Origin of the sequence: Sphingobium lignivorans (genome assembly GCF_014203955.1) — a bacterium.
In the GTDB taxonomy this organism is placed as follows: domain Bacteria; phylum Pseudomonadota; class Alphaproteobacteria; order Sphingomonadales; family Sphingomonadaceae; genus Sphingobium; species Sphingobium lignivorans.
The window spans coordinates 2,102,263-2,120,426 of record NZ_JACHKA010000001.1 but is presented as its reverse complement, the minus strand read 5'-3'; the positions used below and the strand labels follow the sequence as shown (position 1 = coordinate 2,120,426).

23 protein-coding genes are annotated in these 18,164 nt (G+C 61.5%); 11 read left to right on the top strand and 12 right to left on the bottom strand.

The features are described from left to right. Nucleotides 1-40: 40 nt before the first annotated feature. The 12 genes from HNP60_RS09800 to HNP60_RS09745 form a co-directional block, all read right to left on the bottom strand. Entirely contained in the window at nt 41-400 is a 360-nt protein-coding gene (locus tag HNP60_RS09800; protein WP_184153084.1) for a hypothetical protein, read from the bottom strand. Beyond that, on the bottom strand, nt 397-1,875 hold the full coding sequence (locus HNP60_RS09795; protein ID WP_184153082.1) for a DEAD/DEAH box helicase family protein: 1,479 nt from the start codon (nt 1,873-1,875) through the stop codon (nt 397-399). The genes HNP60_RS09800 and HNP60_RS09795 overlap by 4 nt, the downstream gene beginning before the upstream one ends. A gap of 29 nt (nt 1,876-1,904) precedes the next feature. Next, entirely contained in the window at nt 1,905-2,375 is a 471-nt protein-coding gene (locus HNP60_RS09790; RefSeq protein ID WP_184153079.1) for an SLOG family protein, read from the bottom strand. Beyond that, complete coding sequence (locus HNP60_RS09785) at nt 2,372-4,369, bottom strand: hypothetical protein (protein ID WP_184153076.1); 1,998 nt, start codon at nt 4,367-4,369, stop codon at nt 2,372-2,374. Before HNP60_RS09785 ends, HNP60_RS09790 begins: the two co-directional genes overlap by 4 nt. Further along, nucleotides 4,366-5,052: a DUF2786 domain-containing protein gene (locus tag HNP60_RS09780; RefSeq protein WP_184153073.1), complete on the bottom strand. Its 687-nt coding sequence runs from the start codon at nt 5,050-5,052 to the stop codon at nt 4,366-4,368. The genes HNP60_RS09785 and HNP60_RS09780 overlap by 4 nt, the downstream gene beginning before the upstream one ends. Then, nucleotides 5,049-6,404, bottom strand: a complete 1,356-nt coding sequence (locus tag HNP60_RS09775) for a DNA cytosine methyltransferase (RefSeq protein ID WP_184153070.1) — start codon at nt 6,402-6,404, stop codon at nt 5,049-5,051. The genes HNP60_RS09780 and HNP60_RS09775 overlap by 4 nt, the downstream gene beginning before the upstream one ends. Then, nucleotides 6,401-6,745, bottom strand: coding sequence for a winged helix-turn-helix domain-containing protein (locus HNP60_RS09770; RefSeq protein WP_184153067.1), 345 nt, complete (start codon nt 6,743-6,745; stop codon nt 6,401-6,403). Before HNP60_RS09770 ends, HNP60_RS09775 begins: the two co-directional genes overlap by 4 nt. 51 nt (nt 6,746-6,796) lie before the next feature. Further along, on the bottom strand, nt 6,797-7,453 hold the full coding sequence (locus tag HNP60_RS09765) for an ssDNA-binding protein (RefSeq protein WP_184153065.1): 657 nt from the start codon (nt 7,451-7,453) through the stop codon (nt 6,797-6,799). Nucleotides 7,454-7,455: 2 nt separating this feature from the next. Next, a complete protein-coding gene (locus HNP60_RS09760) occupies nt 7,456-8,694 on the bottom strand; it encodes a DUF2800 domain-containing protein (protein WP_184153062.1) in 1,239 nt (412 codons plus the stop codon). Continuing rightward, the gene (locus tag HNP60_RS09755) at nt 8,691-9,185 is read right to left on the bottom strand and encodes a methyltransferase domain-containing protein (RefSeq protein ID WP_184153059.1); all 495 of its coding nucleotides are present in this window, start codon (nt 9,183-9,185) and stop codon (nt 8,691-8,693) included. Before HNP60_RS09755 ends, HNP60_RS09760 begins: the two co-directional genes overlap by 4 nt. Beyond that, a complete protein-coding gene (locus tag HNP60_RS09750; protein ID WP_184153056.1) occupies nt 9,179-9,472 on the bottom strand; it encodes a hypothetical protein in 294 nt (97 codons plus the stop codon). The genes HNP60_RS09755 and HNP60_RS09750 overlap by 7 nt, the downstream gene beginning before the upstream one ends. Nucleotides 9,473-9,641: 169 nt before the next feature. Next, nucleotides 9,642-10,193 (bottom strand): hypothetical protein, encoded by a 552-nt coding sequence (locus tag HNP60_RS09745; RefSeq protein WP_184153053.1) that lies wholly within the window; start codon nt 10,191-10,193, stop codon nt 9,642-9,644. Nucleotides 10,194-10,354: 161 nt separating this feature from the next. Here HNP60_RS09745 and HNP60_RS09740 point away from each other — a divergent pair, with 161 nt between their 5' ends. The 11 genes from HNP60_RS09740 to HNP60_RS09690 all read left to right on the top strand — a co-directional run bounded on the left by HNP60_RS09740 (nt 10,355) and on the right by HNP60_RS09690 (nt 18,158). Continuing rightward, nucleotides 10,355-10,636, top strand: coding sequence for a hypothetical protein (locus tag HNP60_RS09740; protein ID WP_184153050.1), 282 nt, complete (start codon nt 10,355-10,357; stop codon nt 10,634-10,636). Continuing rightward, nucleotides 10,636-13,125: a VapE domain-containing protein gene (locus tag HNP60_RS09735; protein WP_184153047.1), complete on the top strand. Its 2,490-nt coding sequence runs from the start codon at nt 10,636-10,638 to the stop codon at nt 13,123-13,125. Before HNP60_RS09740 ends, HNP60_RS09735 begins: the two co-directional genes overlap by 1 nt. A gap of 930 nt (nt 13,126-14,055) precedes the next feature. Continuing rightward, nucleotides 14,056-14,505, top strand: a complete 450-nt coding sequence (locus tag HNP60_RS09730) for a hypothetical protein (protein WP_184153044.1) — start codon at nt 14,056-14,058, stop codon at nt 14,503-14,505. Nucleotides 14,506-14,550: 45 nt separating this feature from the next. Further along, complete coding sequence (locus HNP60_RS09725; protein ID WP_184153041.1) at nt 14,551-14,742, top strand: hypothetical protein; 192 nt, start codon at nt 14,551-14,553, stop codon at nt 14,740-14,742. Between the two features lie 62 nt (nt 14,743-14,804). Beyond that, nucleotides 14,805-15,104, top strand: coding sequence for a hypothetical protein (locus HNP60_RS09720; RefSeq protein WP_184153038.1), 300 nt, complete (start codon nt 14,805-14,807; stop codon nt 15,102-15,104). An 85-nt stretch (nt 15,105-15,189) separates the two neighbouring features. After that, nucleotides 15,190-15,453 carry a hypothetical protein gene (locus HNP60_RS09715; RefSeq protein ID WP_184153035.1) on the top strand — a complete coding sequence of 88 codons (264 nt, stop codon included), beginning with the start codon at nt 15,190-15,192 and terminating at the stop codon, nt 15,451-15,453. 375 nt (nt 15,454-15,828) lie between these two features. After that, complete coding sequence (locus HNP60_RS09710; RefSeq protein WP_184153032.1) at nt 15,829-16,020, top strand: hypothetical protein; 192 nt, start codon at nt 15,829-15,831, stop codon at nt 16,018-16,020. Then, a complete protein-coding gene (locus tag HNP60_RS09705) occupies nt 16,017-16,157 on the top strand; it encodes a hypothetical protein (RefSeq protein WP_184153029.1) in 141 nt (46 codons plus the stop codon). The genes HNP60_RS09710 and HNP60_RS09705 overlap by 4 nt, the downstream gene beginning before the upstream one ends. 269 nt (nt 16,158-16,426) lie before the next feature. Further along, nucleotides 16,427-16,666, top strand: coding sequence for a hypothetical protein (locus HNP60_RS09700; RefSeq protein ID WP_184153027.1), 240 nt, complete (start codon nt 16,427-16,429; stop codon nt 16,664-16,666). A 28-nt stretch (nt 16,667-16,694) separates the two neighbouring features. Further along, entirely contained in the window at nt 16,695-17,525 is an 831-nt protein-coding gene (locus HNP60_RS09695) for a hypothetical protein (protein ID WP_184153024.1), read from the top strand. A gap of 27 nt (nt 17,526-17,552) precedes the next feature. Then, complete coding sequence (locus tag HNP60_RS09690) at nt 17,553-18,158, top strand: hypothetical protein (RefSeq protein ID WP_184153021.1); 606 nt, start codon at nt 17,553-17,555, stop codon at nt 18,156-18,158. The last annotated feature ends 6 nt before the right edge of the window (nt 18,159-18,164 follow it).

The window sequence follows — 18,164 nt, the reverse complement described above, 5'->3', positions numbered from 1 at the left end:
TTTTTACTCCTTGTCACTATTTCGGTGACAAAGTGGCGTTTCAGGGGATTTTTGTCAACAATTCTTTTTGCGCTGCGGCGGAGGAGCGGCACAAAATGTAGATTCCGCCGCACTTTTCCCACACTTTCTGGAACGTCTTTTGTTGCTGCGCATGCGGACCTGTGAGCGTTTTTGTTTCAATCTGGAACGCCTTGCCTTTCCTTGTTCCGACGATGTCGCCGCCTCCGGGGATGCCGAAACTGATCGGGCGCGCGTTCCTCAGCACCTTCATTCCTGGTTCGATGCGGACATAATGGCCGACGGGCTTGTCGACGACATCCCCCTGCCAGGCTTGTCCGGTATTCTGCCTGTACGCCATCGTGTCGGGCAGAGCCGTCACGTCGATGAGCGTCTGGTTCATGATGGATTTTTCACTGGACACTGATCGTTCTCCAATTTCCTGGGATGGCGATGCGGCGGAATTTGCACTGCCGCCACGCCCATGCGCGTGGGTTGGTGTAGCCGCGCGCGCGGCCCGAGCGACGCCATCTGCTCGAAGCTGGTGACGGAGCGCTCTTCGTCTTTGCGGCGGGCCGCCTCGCGCTTCTTGAGCTCTTCGCGCTCGAGCTTGGTGAGAATGCCGGCTTCCTGCTGGATATGCGCACGGGTCTTCACGCGGCGCACGTCGCCGCAGCCAGGGCACTGCGGCGCAGATGATGGGTATATCCGATAGCAGTCGAGGCATTGGGTGATCGAGATGGCGTCGTCGCTCACACCGGTCTTCAGCCGGGCGCCGCCTTCCAGTGACCATTCCACGTCGTCGTCGGGTAGTCCAAGGCCGCGGCCGCCGAGAGCAACCGGCAGAGCGTTGCCGACGTGGTCGCAGATCGTAGCGATCGTGCCGTCCGGTCGCAGCACGCGGCCGCACCACTGTTTATGGTTCACCAGCGAGCGCGTGACCGCGCCGATGCCGAGATATGTGATGCCCGGGACGTCGTAGCCCTCGCCGAACAGATTGACGTTGCAGCCGATCGTGATGTCGCGCGCGCGGAAGGCGTCGTCGAAATAGTCGCGCTCCTTCTGGCTCATCGACCCGTCGACGTGCATTGCCTTGATGCCGGCCGCATTGAACATCTGGGCGATCTTGAGGCTGTGCGCCCGGTTCTGCCCGAAGATGATGCCCTGTTCGCCGGCAGCGAGGCGCTGATAGTGTTCGACCATGTCGCCGATCAGCTTCGGGCGCTCCGCCTTCTCCTCGGCCTGCGTTGCGCTGACGCCTTTCATATCGTCGGCCACGAAGGCGAAATACTGATAGCGAGAGAGGAAGCCGCGCTGGATCAATTCGGCGACGGTCGGACCCTCGATCAGGATGTCGAACTGCGCGCCGAGACCGCGACCGTCCAGTCGCTGAGGCGTGGCGGTCAGGCCGATGATGAAGGCGCCAGCATAGGCTTCGAGCACTTGCTCCCAGGTGCCGGCGACGGCGTGGTGCGCTTCATCCAGGATGACGAGGTTCGGCGGGAACAGATCGCGCAGCCGGGTGACGAGCGTCTGCACGCCGGCCAGTGTGATCTGCTGCGGGTTGAAGCCGAACGCCGTTTCGGCGGTGACGAACCCATGTTCGAGCCCGCGTTCGGTGAAGCTGCGCGATGTCTGCTTGATGAGCTCTTTGCGGTGGACAATGAACTCAGAGGTCAGCCCGAGCGTCGCCGCCGACATCATGAGCGCTGAGGCGAGCACCGTCTTGCCGGCGCCGGTCGGCGCCACGACGAGAATTCGCCGGTAGCCTGCGCGCATGGCCGCGGCGATCCGCAGCAGCAGGTTCCACTGATAGTCCCGCAGCCCGATGTCGAGCAGCAGGGCAGGGTGGACGGGGATATCGCGGCGGTCGATCACCCAGGGTGGAACGACGAGGCCGGCGGCAGCTAGAGCTGGGTCCATGCGTTCCAGTGATTTCCGGCGAATTTCTTACGCCTCTTGGCATATCGCACGCAGTTGCCCGTGCCGCCTGACGATCCATCCCAAAGCGAGCGAACCTCATCGGCGCGATCGACCATCTCCATGTTTCGAAGCTGCATGGCGGTCGTCGAATAGGTGCGGCACACCACGATTGTTTCGACGGCATGGTCGAGCAAGAACCCGTGGATGCGCCGAGCCTCTTCAGGCCAGTTGCTGCCGTGGTCTGGGAATGGCAGGGCGGCGACGAAGGGAATGTCGAACAGGATGCACGCTTTTGCGACCGCTTGGTCCCAACCGAGCGCCATGCCGGTGATCACCTTCCTCGGGCAAAGCTCTGCGAGAACGGTTTCTGCAAAATTGCAGAGCTTCTCCTTTGCTTCGGGGCCATATCCGCCAAGTTTGTCGGGGCGATGACCCGTTACCGCGAGGATCGTCATACCGCCACTGCGAACCACGCCATGGCGGACCATTTGTAGATCCGCAGCGGGCGGACCTTCTCGGGCCGCTTGTCGAAGCCGATGTTCATCAGCTTCTCGCGCGCCTCGTGGACGTAGCGATCATAGTCGATGTCGTCGGGCAAGGCGCCGTCAGCGGGCAGGTTCATCAGCGGCTTGGCGCCGTCCGTGTTCGACACCTGCTTATGGTTGCCCGTCGACTCGTTGGCCTCCTTGTAAAAGATGCCGTCGCCGTCCGTAGACCAGTAGTAGCGGACCACCTTGCCCAGATATTCGCCGCGCCAGGTGCCGCCACCCTTGACGTTCACCACGCTGACGAAATCGCGCAGATCGGTGCAAGCGCGGATCGTCTCTTCGAGCGGGACGCCGTCGCGGATGTAGGCGATGACAGCCAGCGTAACCACCTCGGCGAAGGGGTTCTTCATGAGCTGGGTGCGGATGTCGTTGTCGTGCCGGCCCGTCCAGCCTTTGCCCTTGACCTTGACCTTCCCATCGGGCTGAAAGGCCAGATAGCTGTTCACGGACTCGTTGTAGAGCGAGCTGTATTCCGTTGCTTCAAGCTCGAAGCCGGTCTCTCGCTCCCACTCTTCGACGATCTCGGCGAGGAGGCCGCCGTCGAGGCGCTGTTTGACGACGTTCCCGGCCAGTTCGCGCGGGCAGCGGAAGACGACGCCATCCGTGTTGCCCGATACAACCTGGATGCCGGCGCGCTCGGCGCGCTCGATCAGCATGAGCAGGGCGAGCTGGCCGCCGAGCGTGATCGCGATCATCAGGTGCGGCGCGTAGAGCACCGAATATTTCGAGCCGAGCTTGCCGAAGCAGCCGTTCAGGGCAATCTTGAGCCCCTTGTCCTTCGTCTTATCGCCCGCGCGCTTGGCGGCCACGCGCTCGTCGCGGATCTCGCGGTAGACGTCGATGAACTCGCGGCCGAGCGCCTTCGGATACAGACCGGCGTTGAGAATGATAGCCGGGTAGTAGGAGGCAACGTCGAAGTCGAAGAGGACATAATCCTCATCGCTGTGAACTGCGCGGTTCTTCTCTGTCGAGTGCAGACCGCCGATGCCCATCGCATATTCGGTCTCGCCGATGACGATGCGGCTTTCCTCTTCGAGCCACTTCGGCGCCTGGACCTTGCCCGCGTCCTTGCCGCCCTTGATATAGAACTCGCTGCCGCGGACGCGCTCGAGAATGGCCTGAAGCTGCGGTGTTTCGAACTTGAGCCACTTCGGGGGATTGTAGTTGAAGGTCGTGCCCGGCGGCGTCTCGACCTTGTAGACGCGCGAACCGGTCATGCGCTCGACGCGGCTCTTGATCATTGCCTCGCCCATCTGTGCGTCGGACTTTGACATGAAGTTGAGGCCGAAGTCAGCGCCGATCGCCCGGCGCATCTGGAGCGCGTCTATCAGGTGCTGGCGCAGCAGATCGGTGTTCTGGAGATCGTTGCCCATATAGAACAGGACTTTGTCCATCTCCTCCTCGGTGAGCACCTGATCGGGATGGAATGGTAGATCCTGCATCAGCGGTGCGTGCATGCGGCCGGCGAGGGTCTTAAGCGACGCGATGGCGTTGGGCTGCGGCTCGATCAGATCGACAACGTCCCAGCTTTCCGGGATGTAGATGTCGAGATCGCGGAGCTGCCAGTAGCGCAGATTTCCAAGGATGATGCGGTCATTGAGGGACTTGAGCTGCGCGTTAGTGGCGCCGTCGATCGCGTGCGCGATCATGCCCTGGTCATAGTTCAGGAAATTGTAGCCGATCATCGTGTTCGACCGCATGAGGTTGCGGATGCGGTCGCGATTGGCGTCGGTGAACGGCTTGCGCTCCGAATGCTCCATGACCAGTGTCTTGCCGTCGCTCACGCGCCAGAAGCCGATTGACCAGAAGTTCGGATAGCACTCGGTGTCGCACACGAGCGTGCGCGCCGGGTCGAAGCCGGCGGCGTCGATAATTGCGGCGATTTCTTCGCGGTTGCTCATCCGATCAGCGCCTCCGCCTGGCGCGCGCCGCCGGTCAGTCCCTTGTTGAGTGCGACGCGGTCAGCGGCCGCCAAGCCGTCGAGATAGCCTGTCTCAAGATTGCGACTGCCGCGTGCACGCAAAGGCTCGGTTTTCGGGGATGCCGCCGCGCCCAGTTCGTCATGGAGCACCATGAGGCCGGTGCCTACCGGCTTCGGCGGGATCAGGTCGCGGATGCGCAGGGCGAGACGATCTGCCATGCCGTCGAGGAAGGGAAGCAGCTTGCTGCGCCGCAGGATGCGAGGCCATGCTTCACGTTCCAGGCGGGCATGCTCGCGGCGCATGGCGCCAGCGCAGATCTCGAGCATGTAACGCGCCACCTCGACTTCGTGCGCAAAGCCGAAGAAGGTGATTTCGATCGGATACACTCCGGGTCGTGACGTCCAGTAGCGCGTTCCGGTCAGTTCCGAGACGGTGGCCGCGATCTTCCAGAGCCTCTCGCCGACGCGGTCTTCGTGGGACTGGCTGTGCTGCTCGAACGGAGATGCGCGCATCTCCGCTTCGTCGATGGTCATGTTGTGCTTGGCGAGGAGCTTGGCCAGCATCTCGGCGGCCGCAATGGCTTCGTCCTCTGTGCAACCGTTCTCGACGGTCTTGGCGCGCAGCGCACGAATGCGCGCAGCGATCTTTTCGCGTTCAGTCATCCGATCAAATCCTCGAAGTCTATGCCGCCATCGCTGCGAACAGCAGCATCCGGTTCACCGTCGAGGATCGCCTTGATGGTGCTGATGAACTCGGTCGCCGTTTCGGCGTCGAGCGCGTTGCCGTAGGCGCGCAGGCGTCCCACTCGCGCGGGAGCTTCATGAGCCAACGGGAATGTGCCGGATTCAACTGCCCGCCACTTTCCATCCCGGCAGAAGAGCCAGTCGACAGCCGGCCGTCCGCGCTGAGGCGCATTGGCGTCGTGATCGCTGCTGCTGCTGCTGCTGTGTCCTGCGGGGAGCCCTTGCGTCCGATCTCCGACAGCGATCCCTCCAACGTCCGGACGTTCTTCTCCCCGTCCGCTGTGCGGGCCGTCGGCCATCCGCTGAGCACCCCCGCGTGGTTCAGCGTGATGTTCGGCGTCGCGAAGTCCGGTGACGGATGCCGAAGCGCGTCTGTCGTCGTCGTCGTCGTCCAGCCCGTCAGATACGCCTGCCTCGGAAGCTGGTCGTTCCGATCCTTGCCGTTGTCCGAGCGCTTCGCCGTCATTCCCGGCGAGTCCTTGTGGTCCCTGGTGGTGGTGGTGGTCCAGCCTGCCAGTTGAGCTACCAGTGAACAGTGTGTCACCGCCGTCGTGCCCATCTGGATGCCACGTGCTGCCGCTGCGCGCTTCCGCGCCAGATGCTGCTCCGGTGTGCCGCCCGGCTCGTGAGCTGCTGGCGTCGGCCACCCCGACAAAGTATTGCCGCTGTCGAATGTGCTCGCCGCCATCGCCGAGATTTCCTGCGCCAGCCCAATCGGCAAAATCGCGAAGCATGGCTGTGACGCCGGGATCTGAGCAATCGTGAATGGCCCGGCGTAACCATTCCCCGGCTTGGCTGCTTTCCCAGTCCACGGTGATGCCCGCAGCGCAGATATCGACCGCCCCGAAGGCGTAACCCGCTGCTTCCATGTCAACCGATACAAGATCGTTCCATGCGAGGCCGTCCTTCGACGCAACCTGCTCTCCAAGGATGACTGGAGGACTGCACTGCGAAATGAGGTGGAACCAGTGGGGCCAAAGGTGCCGCTCGTCAGCAAACCCTCCTGCTCGGCCCGCCGCGCTGAATGGTTGGCAAGGGCACGATCCAGTCCAGATCCGACGATCGTCCGCCCATCCGGCGCGACGGAGCGCGTAAGGCCAAACGCCGATCCCAGCGAAGAAATGGCATTGGTCATATTCGAATAGCTCCGCTGGCGTGATGTCTCGGATGTCGCGCTCGTCGACGATGCCCGGCGCGATGTGGCCGGCGTCGATCAGGTTGCGGAGCCACTGCGCCGCGTAGGGGTCGCACTCGTTGTAGAAGGCGGTCATGCTGCCACCGACTTCCAACGGTATCCCTTGCCTCGCACCGTCTCGATGGGGTCTGGAACGCCGGCCGTTCGCAGTTTGCTGCGGATCTTGCAGACGAAGGTGCCCACGATCTCAGGGAAGGTCTCGCAGTCAGAAACACGGTTGTGCAGCGCCTCGCGGCTGATCGTGCGCTTGGCTTGTCCGATGGTGTGGAGCAGCACGAGTTCTGAGCCAGTCAGTCCGATGGAACGGCCGAGATATGATCCAAGCCCTTCGCGCGGGTGCAGCTTGAAGCCATCTCGCTCGACAAGGTCGTCCTTCGTGATGTCAAAGCCGCAATTCGGACAGCAAGCCACAGTCATATCCCCATTATGTTGACAGCCGGGGCGACCGAAGCCGCCCCGGGACAGAGGTCAGAAGTCGTCGAGATCGTCGCCGGAAGCCTTTGCGCCGGGCTCGGGCGTGTCGTCGTCGAGATCGTCGAGCTCGTCGTCATCGAAGGTGAATGTGCGGGCCGTGACCTTGCCTTCCTGGTGTGATCGCAGCAGATCGATCGAGGCGAAAAGGCCGCGGCCACCCTCGTCGGTGCCGTAGAACGAGACATAGGCGTCGACATAGGTGCCGGGGTAGAAGACGTCCTCGATATCCTTCTCGACCACGTCGCGCTTCATGCGGTCCTTGAGCTGGGGACGCTTCTTGCCGCCAGCCGGTCCTGATGCGGAAATGACGAAATTCCCATCGTATCCAGCGTATACTTCGCCGGTCTCCTTGTTCTTGAAACGCTTGCCCGAGCGAAACGACACCCTCTTAGGGTCATCTTCCATGATGCCCTTGTAGGCAGCGGTGTTCTTCCACGCCTGATCGCCAGCGGCTTCCATGGCGGCGATGGCCTTGGCTTTGTTCTCGGCGGCGAGAGCCTTCGCCTTGGAATCATCGCCCTCGAACTCGATGACGAGTTTGGCCCCGTAGCGCAGCTTGCCGTCCTTGACGGCCTGCCCAGGTTCCTTGATATCGGGAAACGACAGACGGACGCGCTTGAGCAGCACGGTCCTGGGATCACGTTCGGCCATAGTCAAAAGTCCTCCATTTCAGCGAGTTGATCGTTCAGGGATTTGATCGACGGTTTCGGGTGGTCGATCGGCACCAGCTCGGTCTTTCGAAGGCCGAATTTGATGAGCGCCTCGACGTCTTTGCGGTCTTCGCCCGCGACGAGTTTCAGCGCCTGCTGCGGCGTGATGAGGGCGGGCGCCTTATAACGACGATCTCCCAGCTTCTTGGCGAGCGCGATGTCGGCTGCACCTTTGTCCTCCCACGCGTCGGGGAGCTTGCGCCCCTCGATCGCCTTGGCAACGCCCGGGACGTCGCCGATGGTCAGCGCATCCTGCACCGCATCGTCTTGCAGCTTCTCCAGCCACGAAACGATCAGCGTCTTGTGCAGAACGAGATTGGCGCGCTCTTCCTGCGTGAAGGTCTTGCCCAAGATAAACTCCTCGATGTCAATGACTTCGGCGCGCGTGAGGCCGAGCAGCGAGAGCATCCATGCGTCGTAGGCGTAGCATCCGCGGAACGCCTTGCGGCGCTTGCACCAGTAGCAGCCGGCCTTGGATGGGATGCGCTCTGCGCCGGGCTTCAGCGCGCGCTCAGCGGCAGGACGAACCTCCTCGCCGAACTCCAGAAGCTCATCCATGGTCAGTTCGATGCGGCCGCCCTGCACCCAGCTTCGCGGCTGATCGATCTCAAGGATCACAGACTTCATGTTCTCGAAGTAGCGGGCGACATTCCACCAGAAGCCCAGCGCGTAGAGCCGCAACTGCTTGCTGTCGCGAACGCTGACAGGGATGCCGCGCCCCCACTTGAGATCGTTGATGAGGAAGACGTCGGCGTCGCGCCACACGATCGCGCGGTCCAGCGTACCGAACTGGTTCTCGCCCAGCCAGTTGGAGATGTCGACCTTGTGTTCGCCGTAAAGCTCTCCGCCCATCTCGAGCAGATGATCGAAGCCGGATTGCAGGAAGTCCGCGTCTTCGTTCGACCAGGTGTAGGTCCAGACGCGGTTGCGCCGGCCGGTGATAAGGCCGTGCTCGTTGCGAACCAGTTCGGTGCCAGGAACGCGGAACGTTGCGCCGACGAAAAAATAGGCGTCGAGGCCGTAGCTGAGGCAGAAATCGGAGACGTCGTGCGCCATCGTCCCCTCGCTCGACCACTCGGTGGTGTCGTCGGGCAGGCCGTCCTGCGCCTCGACTGAGCCGGGGCACGTCATCCATGTGTCGGCGCCGCTGGGAGCGAGCTTGGCGTGTGCGGGGAGGGTCATTGAACCGGTTCAAGGATAACACAGGCGATATGGCGGCCGGTCCCCTTGCCGACCGAACCGTCTTCGGTGGCAAGCCACTTCACATCACCGAGATTGCGGACCTGCGCATGGTCGCCAAGGATGGCGGACATGAGCATCAACACCCACTTGTCTACCGGGTAGACAAGAACGACGCGCTTGCCCTTGCGCCACTCCTCGATTGCCTTACGCACCCAAGCGGTCGGTCCCTTCTTTTTACCCTGGTGCATGATCGAACCGAAAGGTGGGTTGACGTAGCTCGACTGCCCCCATTCACATGTGAGGCCGTCGAAGCCATCGGGAAGCGGGTATGGACAGGGGTCGAAGTCGAAATGAAATTCGGCGTCGAGCGCAGCGTAAAGCTCCGGCGGGGTCAGCCAGTAATGCTTGCCGTCATCGCCGTTGCCGACGTGGAACTTATTTTCAGATGGTGCCAGTTGTGACTGGTGAAATATCGCGCCCATGATCAGCACCCCGTCCAGTTGTCAGACAGCACATCCCAGCGTCGAGTGGGCGGATTCAGGAACCAGTCCAGTTCGATGCGCAGCCATGCGCGCAGCATGCCCGGTCCTTCGTTCGGCGATGTGGCGCCGGTGGCCGCGCAGTAGCAGCCGTGCTCCGGCATACCGATGCAGTTCTCGCAGTCGAATGTCGGGTAGAGCCAGCTTCTGACGACGCGGCGAGCGACATCGATCGGCGATCCGGCCCACGGCGCGCGGCCAGTCCAGGCGGTGGAGTTGACGTAGACGGGCATGGTCATCAAAACCTCGCATCAGTTTCGGGGGAGCTGTGAACACCGCTAAGAAACGGCGGCTGAGCAATGGTCCTCCGTGCCGGGCCAGAGTCAGGCAGCGCAGGGAACGGCCCACGCCTCACAGCTCTCCGGAAACCGGGCGGCCAATCTAACCGTGCCGCCCGATCCGGTTGCGTCAGAAGTCGTCTTCGGGAGCGGCGGGTTCGCCGCCCTGCGTCGGATCGCCGTCGAAATCGTAGTCACCGTTGAAATCGACGGGCAGGCCGGCGCTCTTGCGCTTGAGGAAGAACCAGGCCTTGACGCGCTCGGCCGGGGTGAGCTTGGATTCGGGGCCGCACAGCTTCGGCGATCCGAATTCCGCCGCGATCGAGGGAATGAAGTCCTTCGCGATCTGCAGGGCTTCCATGCCCTTGTCCTTCTCGCCCGCGAGATAGGTGCTGGCCACGATCTTGAGCTCGTCGTCCGACACCTCGGTGGTGAACGTCGGCGAGCTGTCGGTCGATGCCGGCGGCGGCGCTTCGGCGGTCTCGGTCTCGGCGGGTGCAGCGGCTGGCGTCGGTTCGTCCTTCTTGGCGCGCGTGCGCGTGCGCGTCTCCGGCTGCACCTTCTCGATGGCGGCCGCCTGGCCGGCGATCAGTCGTTCCTGGTTCTGCGCAGTGATCTTCAGCATTTCCGTGAGGGCGGCCATGCCCTTCGTCGCTTCCAGCAGTGCTTCTTCGAGTGCCATAAGCCCCGTGTCCCTTCTTTCCGAATATCGATGCCCGCCAACCCGGCGAGTCGAGGGGTATATATCAACATTATCGTGACACAATCAACAAAATAGTGACAACGCCGTCGAGATGGGCTATCTACCCTCTTAAGGACGCAAGTTTTCACGATGGGGTGCCTGTGGCTTACGCTTCAAATCGATATTCGTCCGGCCAGTGGATAGGCACGCCGCTACATGACTTCCTGGTTGGCGTGTTTCCGGCCTATGCCGACGAGATGGGAGGCCTGCTGATCGTCAAGCTCGCCGAAGACATGGGGATGAGCCGGGAGGGCGTCTATAAGTGGATGCGCAGCGGCCGCCTGTCCAAAGCTGGCGTGGAGACCCTCCACGGATACGCGGTTCGACTCAGTCCCGGCACCGCACCTGCGCGTGAAGAGTTCTCGAAGTTCCTGTTTGCGTGATGCTCGATCAGATCGCGCCTTTTGTGCGCGCGGGGTTCGCCGTTCATTGGCTCGCACCCCGCTCAAAACGTCCCATCAAGGACAACTGGTCAGACATCCCGGTCGCGACGCTTGACGCTCTGCGCGCGAGCTATCGGGATGGTCTGAACGCAGGCGTGCGACTTGGAGAGCCGTCGCAGGTCGAAGGCGGCTACCTGCATGTGCTCGACGTCGACATCCGCGTGCCGGACATGGTCGAAGAGGCCATGGCGAAGCTGCTCGAGCTGTTTCCGGACGCCATGTCGTTCCCCTCTGTCATATCGGGCAGCGGCGGCGCCAGCCGGCACCTCTATTTCGTCACCGAAAAGCCATTCCGCAGCCGGCGCCTTGCCGCCTCTGCCGAGAAGTTCCGCCGGTTCGACAAGGCTCAGGACAAGGACGTCTGGTCCTGCGAGTGGGAAGTGGAACTGTTCGGCTCGGGAAAGCAGGTCGTGCTGCCGCCGTCGATCCACCCAAACACCGGTGAGCCTTATCGCTGGGAGCGCCCGTTCGATCTCGACATGCTCGATCTGGGGTTCGGGCCGCTCGTTTCGGCTTCGCACGTCGAGGCGCTGGGCGTCGTCGAGGATGCGGCTTACGCCTTTGAGGCCGTTCCGCCTCTGGACTTCAAGCCTGGCCAGATGGAGCGCGATCTCGATGCGATCGACGTCTCTGATCTTCACTATGACGACTGGATCCGTCTCGGCCAGGCTATCCACCACCAGATGGGCGGCAGTCAGGAAGGCTTCGATCTGTGGCTACACCACACGAAGCGCTCGAAGAAATATACCGGGGATCGTCAGGACCGCGAGATGCGCCGCATCAAGTGGCGCAGCTTTGGTCGCTACCGCGGCCGCCCGGTCACGATGGCGACGATCCGCCAGTGGGCGCAGGACGCCCGCGCCGCGGCTATGGCCGCCGAGCTCGACGATCTCGATGACCTGGACGACGACACGGCCGGCTCGGATGATGATGCGCAATCGAGCAAAATCGACGAAGAATTCGCAGATTTGCTAGGGGTTGAGGCCGATTCGCTCGACGACGATGACGCGGATGAGTTCGACAAGGCCGACGCCAAGGCACCGAAGGACGAAACGCCCGATCTCGAGTGGAAATCGCTGCTCGAAATCACCGAAGAGGGCGGCATCAAAGCCACCCTTCACAATATCAGGCTGCTGGTGGCGAACGATGTTCGGTTCACCGGCGTCATGCAGTTCAACGAGTTCACCCAGGAGGTCGTCCAGCGCGGGGTTCCGGGCGTCAAGCCGTCCCGCAAGAAGTCCGCCAAGCCGACCTTGCAGCTCGATGGGCCGTCATGGTCGTTGCGCGACAACGTGAACGGAGATTTCTGGACCGAGGACAAGGACAACGCCATCAGGTCGTTGATCGAGGCGCCGAAAACCCAGGGTGGCTACAGCATCAAGGTGTCCGATCGCGACCTGCGCGCTGCCATCGACATCACTGCCCGCAAAAGCGCCTTCCATCCGGTGCGCGAATATCTCAACACGCTCGAATGGGATGGGGTTCCGCGCCTGGAACGTCTGTTCGTCGACTATCTCGGCGCCCCTGACGACGCCTATACTCGCAGCGTTGCGCGCTTGATCCTGACGGCCGGCGTCACGCGTGTGTACGAGCCGGGCGCGAAGTTCGACAGCGCGGTCATTCTTCAGGGCTTGCAGGGCAAGCGCAAGTCGACCTTCATCAGCATCCTCGCGAAGAGCTGGTTCGCTGAGCTCGAAGGTGAGTTCGAAGACGCGAGAGCCATGGTTGAGGCGATGCAGGGGGCATGGATACTCGAGATGCCCGAGCTTGGCGGCTTCGTCAGGGCCGACGTCCGCCACATCAAGGCGTTCCTCAGCCGCCGCTCGGACAAGGTGCGTCTCGCCTATGCGAAGCGCGCGCAGGAATTCCACCGCCAATGCATATTCTTCGGATCGACCAACGACTTCAAGTACCTGAAGGACGATACCGGCAACCGACGCTTCTGGCCGATCGTCTGCGAGGTCGATAGCATCGACACGGATCGCCTTGAGCGCGAAGTCGATCAGCTTTGGGCCGAGGCCGTCGTCCATTACCGCGAGATGCGCCGGATCCAGCCGCGCGGCGTGCTGCCGCTCTATCTGGCGGAAGCCGAAGCCCAGGATATCGCCGCACGGCTTCAAGAATCCGCCAGGGTGGAGACGGTCGAGGACGCGATGGCCGGGCAGATCGAGGCATGGCTTGACGCGCCGATCCGTTCCGGCAGCATCGACGGCGAGGATGAAGGGCAAATCCGCAAGGAGACCTGCCTCGTCGAGATCTGGTGCGAAGCGCTCGAGCGCGAACGCAAAGACTATACGCAGCAGAACGCCCAGATGCTTGGACGCGCTATGGCGAAGCTGTCCAACTGGGAAGCTCCGGGCAGCTTTATCACCTTCAAGAAGGGTATCGGGCGCCAGCGGGTCTATCGGCGCAAAGAGTTGAGGCGTTGATGTTCCACCGCATCTGAACCGAAGAGGGCGTCGAGCGATCGGCGCCCTTTCTCGTTGCGCGTGAGGTGCAACAGGGTCGGAACCCTGTGCGCACCCTGTGCACCCACCCTGTGCGGATTTTTAACTGTAAAATCAATGTGTTATGGCGAAGTGAACAGGATGAACAGCTTTTTGGCCGATTCCTATAACTTCTCTACAGGGGTGTTTTTTTTTTCGCGCCTCTGAGGTCTACCAGTGCCGTGCCTTTACGGCTTATTCAAAATACCCCTCCCTGTAGAGAAGTTATAGGAAAAGCTGTTCACCTGTTCACCTGTTCAAACTCAAGGATTTCTGCGGGTTTGAGGGTGAACAGCTTTTTTCAGAGGCTGTTCACCTGTTGCACCCTGTTCAGATGACCCATTCCACTGACGTGTCTGTGCGTGCCAGGCTATTTTATCTTAGCAAAAGGTGCATTTGTCTCAGCGGCACCTCCGGAACCTTGCGAGAATCGCGCTCAGCGCTCCCCGCCCTTGCCGCGGTCGACGGCATAGTACCTTAAGCCATTGAGATCAAAGGATAAAAGGCTTTTCTCTTAACTCTTAACTCTTAAGAGCGCGCAAAGCCTCAGACACGCACAGACACGCACAGACACGTCAGGACACTGCGAGGCAGGGCTAAGAGACCCAAAGCCTTCACGATGACACGCACAGACACGTCAGGACACGCACAGACACGCAAAGCCGCAAAGGCGCCAAGCCTCCACCTCGCCACCCCTCAGACACGCACAGACACGCAAACGCACTAAGAGGCGCACAGCTCACGCGTCCCCAAGGCGCCAGGCGCTGCAGAGCTGCAGCCGGCACAGCTCGGAGCTCGCAGTCCTGTCACTACAATGTTGACAGGCGCTAAGATTTAAGAGCAAATAGGGACAAGGAAACGGAGTGATTCGAAATGACCTACGCCACGGAATTCCCCGACTATGACGCGTCAAGCCTGCCGGCCATCCCGGCCCATTGGCAGGACGCAAGCTGGCACAACGATCCATGCCCGTTCTGGCTGATCAGTCAGAGCATGGGCGTGTTCATCGACTATGTCGATCCGGCGCAGAAAGAGTTCCCCGATACTCCGCGCTTCGCCGTCATCCGCATGGTGGAAGGGCAGCATAGCACTGACGCCCTGCCGCTGCTCGAAACCGACGATTGGGCGCAGGTGCTCGAGATGGCCGCCACGTCCATGGACGAAGATCGGGCCATTGAGATCATCACATGGGTGGAAGAGCCCGAGTTGCTCGCCGAATTGGGGCAGGAAGCGCCGTATTTCTCGGCGCCCGAGATCGAAGCCGCAAGGGCCATCTGCGCCGCGCTAGACCGGAAGACGCTCGGAGGCCTCACGTTCCACTGACGCTAAACGCGCGCCCAGCCTGTCAACACAAGAGGGATAATCAACATGTTCACGGTTGAATATCATAGCGGCGGATTGCTGCGCCAAACTCATAATGGCGTGCCCGCCTATAAGCATCGCAGCATGGCACGCATTCCGGATTTCAGCGTGCTGGCGCCGTCATTGGCGCCGACCGTCCGCCAAGCACTGCAGCGTGCATCATGGGATATCGAATGCGCCGACATGCTGCGATGCTGATTTGCATGACCGCAAGGGGCGCCCAATCGGCACGCTCTTCGCCAAATGGAAGGCATAGAGACATGGTCCGCACGTTTGAAACCTATATCGAAAAGCGCAACGGCGCGGCGCCGTGGATTGTCATGGGGCGCTTCACTGACGGCGAAGAGCCGAGCAATGCCTTCGCCGTCACGGGCGATAGCGGTGACGGTTACGCCAGCCGCTTCAAGCGCAAAGCCTCAGCCGTCGAATTCGCCGCGTTCGTCGACGAAAAGATGCACGGGCGCATCGATCGTTCTGATCCTGCTGCCCGCATCGCATTTGAGGAATTGCGCCTCAAAGCCGCCGAGCTGCGCGCTGCAGAGCGCTGCGGCCGTCCATGAAAGGCCGCCCCATAGACCGCGAGCGCGAAGCGGTAAGGATCATCTGCGCCACGGCAGAGCGCGAAGTAATCGGGAGCACGTTGCAATGACTCGGGCTGAACGTTTGGCGCGCGCAATGACATTGGCGCAGTACGAAAAGCTGTTGCTAGTTTCTCGCGGCGCGCATTGTTTTCACGCTCAGGCTGCACGTTCCATCGGAACGCTTATCGACAAAGAGATTTTGCGCGGCGACTTCGATATATCGACCCCTGATCCGTTGCGTGGAAGGGTTCATGAGATTTGGCGCGAAGTCGCCATAACAGACCTAGGGCGCGAAGTTCTTAACGCGGCAAAGAGTCTCGTGGCATGAAAGGCCGCCCCATAGACCGCGAGCGCGAAGCCGCCAGGCTACTTGGCGTAACGCGCTACGTCGGCCCCATGTGCAAGCGCGGCCATGACGGCGAGCGCTACACGTCGACGGGCGCTTGCTGCGCCTGCCTCAACGATAGACGGAAGGGTCCGGCACATGAAACGCAAATCGCCCGATAGCGCATGGCCGTTGCGCGACGCGTCCGGCCGCACATGGGCCGAGCGGCGCAGGATGCAGGACGCGCAGAAACTCGCACCACATGATCGTGCACAGCGTGTCACTATAATGTTGACAGACGCTAAGATTTAAGAGCAAATGGCGTCACGGAAACGGCGCGGACTATCCGAGTCGTCAATATAATGGGGATACTGGAACATGACCAAGCGGAAAGAAATTGTCGTCACGCTGACGCTCAGCTCGCCGGAATGGCTCAGTCGCAAAGCTGCACTTCGCGAAGTCCGCGCGATCTTCCAGGGTTATCCCGGCTTCGCGACCTTCCACGGCGAAGGCAAATATCTCGACGATGTCGGAGTCGGCAACGGCCTGCGCGCCAAGAGCGTGAAATGAACCATATCGCCCACCTCATAGGCGCAGCGACGATAAGCCTGATCGCCATCGCCGTAATCATTCACGCGACGCGCGCTCACTGGAGAAAAGCCGTCAAGGCGCTGCGCTCGCTCGACATGGAAGGATTTGGGAAATGAGCATTGCACTGGACGTCGCGAAGGCCTGCAGCGGCGCAGCGGCTTACACGCTGCAAGGCGGCTATGCCGTCCACTACGGCGGCGGCCCGCACCCTCTTTGAGGCCGCGAAGATCATCAAGGAAAAGCGCAACGGCGCCGGGCGCGTAACGCTCACGGAAGCGCGCTATTCGGATGGCTCGGGACTTCGCTTCACTTGGTCTGAAGGCCGTGGCGCGCGACTGGTGGAACTGCCTGCCGAAAAGGGGCAACGCTAATGCGCCCCTATGCCATGGCCGCAGACAGAGGATTGCAGCCCGATCAGTCGGAGCGCCTCTACGTCATGCGCGACATCATGCACCCGCGTTTCTGGCGCTTGTGCTGGTCGAAGCCCGGCAGTGATTGCTACGTCATGGCCGAAGGCGAATGCAGCGCCCGCTATTACACGCGGATGATGGACGCCATTGCGGCCGGACAGCGCCGCTACGGCGAGACCGCAACGCGCGCTCCATGGTCGGATTCGCGCGCCTAACCTGTCAACATTATAGGGAGAATGAAACATGAATAAGCCGTTCAGCGACGAAACCCGCCATGCGATCAACGGAATTGATGGGCGCCTATATGCCCGTCATGTTCGCCCGGATGCGCCGCATCTTTTCAGCGCTCAAAAGTGGATAAGCGAAGGGCGCCGCGGCCGAGAGGCGCGGATATATGGCCCAAATGCTCGACTGCATGCGGTCATTCGATTCGATGACAGTTGCAAAAATGGGCACCAGTCATTCGCAATAACCGCCGAAATTTCGGGCGCCGCGCGCCGCATCGATGACGGTTCAATCGGCTGTCACCATGAGGCAATCGCCGAGACTTTTCCGGAGTTGGCGCATCTCATCAAATGGCATTTGTGCAGTACTGACGGGCCGATGCACTATATCAGCAATACCATCTACCATGCCGGCGATCGAGACCATAACGGCCTGCGGGCGGGAGAGCGGCGCCAAATCATCAATGGGCGCACGAAACAACCGTGTTGGACTCTTGAAGCGGTCAACGCGGAAGGGGTTCGCATTTCGAGCACGCCGACCGGTGACATGTATCGGGGCGCGGAAACCGTCCCGTTGTTCATCCTCGAAAAAGGCTTTGACGGACAGCAGGAAGACTTACCGCCAGCGCCGGTTTTGAAATGGGTTCCCCTGTATCGCGAAGGGGAGGGGAAGGCGCGCGACCTAGACGCGGCGCGCCAATCCGCCGCATGGCCGGATGCGACTGACGAAGAGTTGAGCGCCGAACCGGACGAGTTGAAAGCGGCGCTTGAGGCGCGACTGCCGGCGCTCATTGAGGCCTTCCGTGCTGACATGTCAGCGGCCGGCCTGCTTTGGTCTCCGCTCGCCTAACCCGTCAACATGAGAGGGAAAATCAACATGCAACTGACCGAAAAGCGCAAAGCCGATCGCGCGAAAATGGCCGATATCCTGGAAGCCCTCGCGACCGAAAAGGGCGCAAAGGTGACGCGCCCGGATTCCCTGCATCCGCGCGAAATCCGCCTGAAAATCGAAGTCGAGGGCGGCCCCTATGTGCACGTCGAGTTTGACGGCTCGGCGCCGTCTCCCGACTATTACGATCTTACATGGAACGTTGACCACGGGAGTCTATGGGCCTTTTCATCGGCTTTCGGAGACGTCAACGCGTATCATTTCACCAAGGCAAGCCGCGCCGCGAAGGGCTTCACGGCACTATGCAACGTCATCGCCGACGATATCGAAACCCTGTTGAGCGGCCGCGGCTACTGCGCCGAGCGCGCAATGAAGCGCGCCAGGGATAAAATCGAGCTCGAGCGCGACGGCATGGACTATGCTAAGAGTCTGGTCGGCGCGGGGCAGGGGACGAAATGGGCGGACGGCAGGGAATGCGAATCCCCCGAACAAGTCCGCGCCGCCTATGAGGCTATGCCAGGCCGCATCGCCAAGCTGGAAGCATTCATTGCGGCCAGCGCCCCGCGTGAAGCCTGCACCGGCTTCGACTGGTAGAGAGGG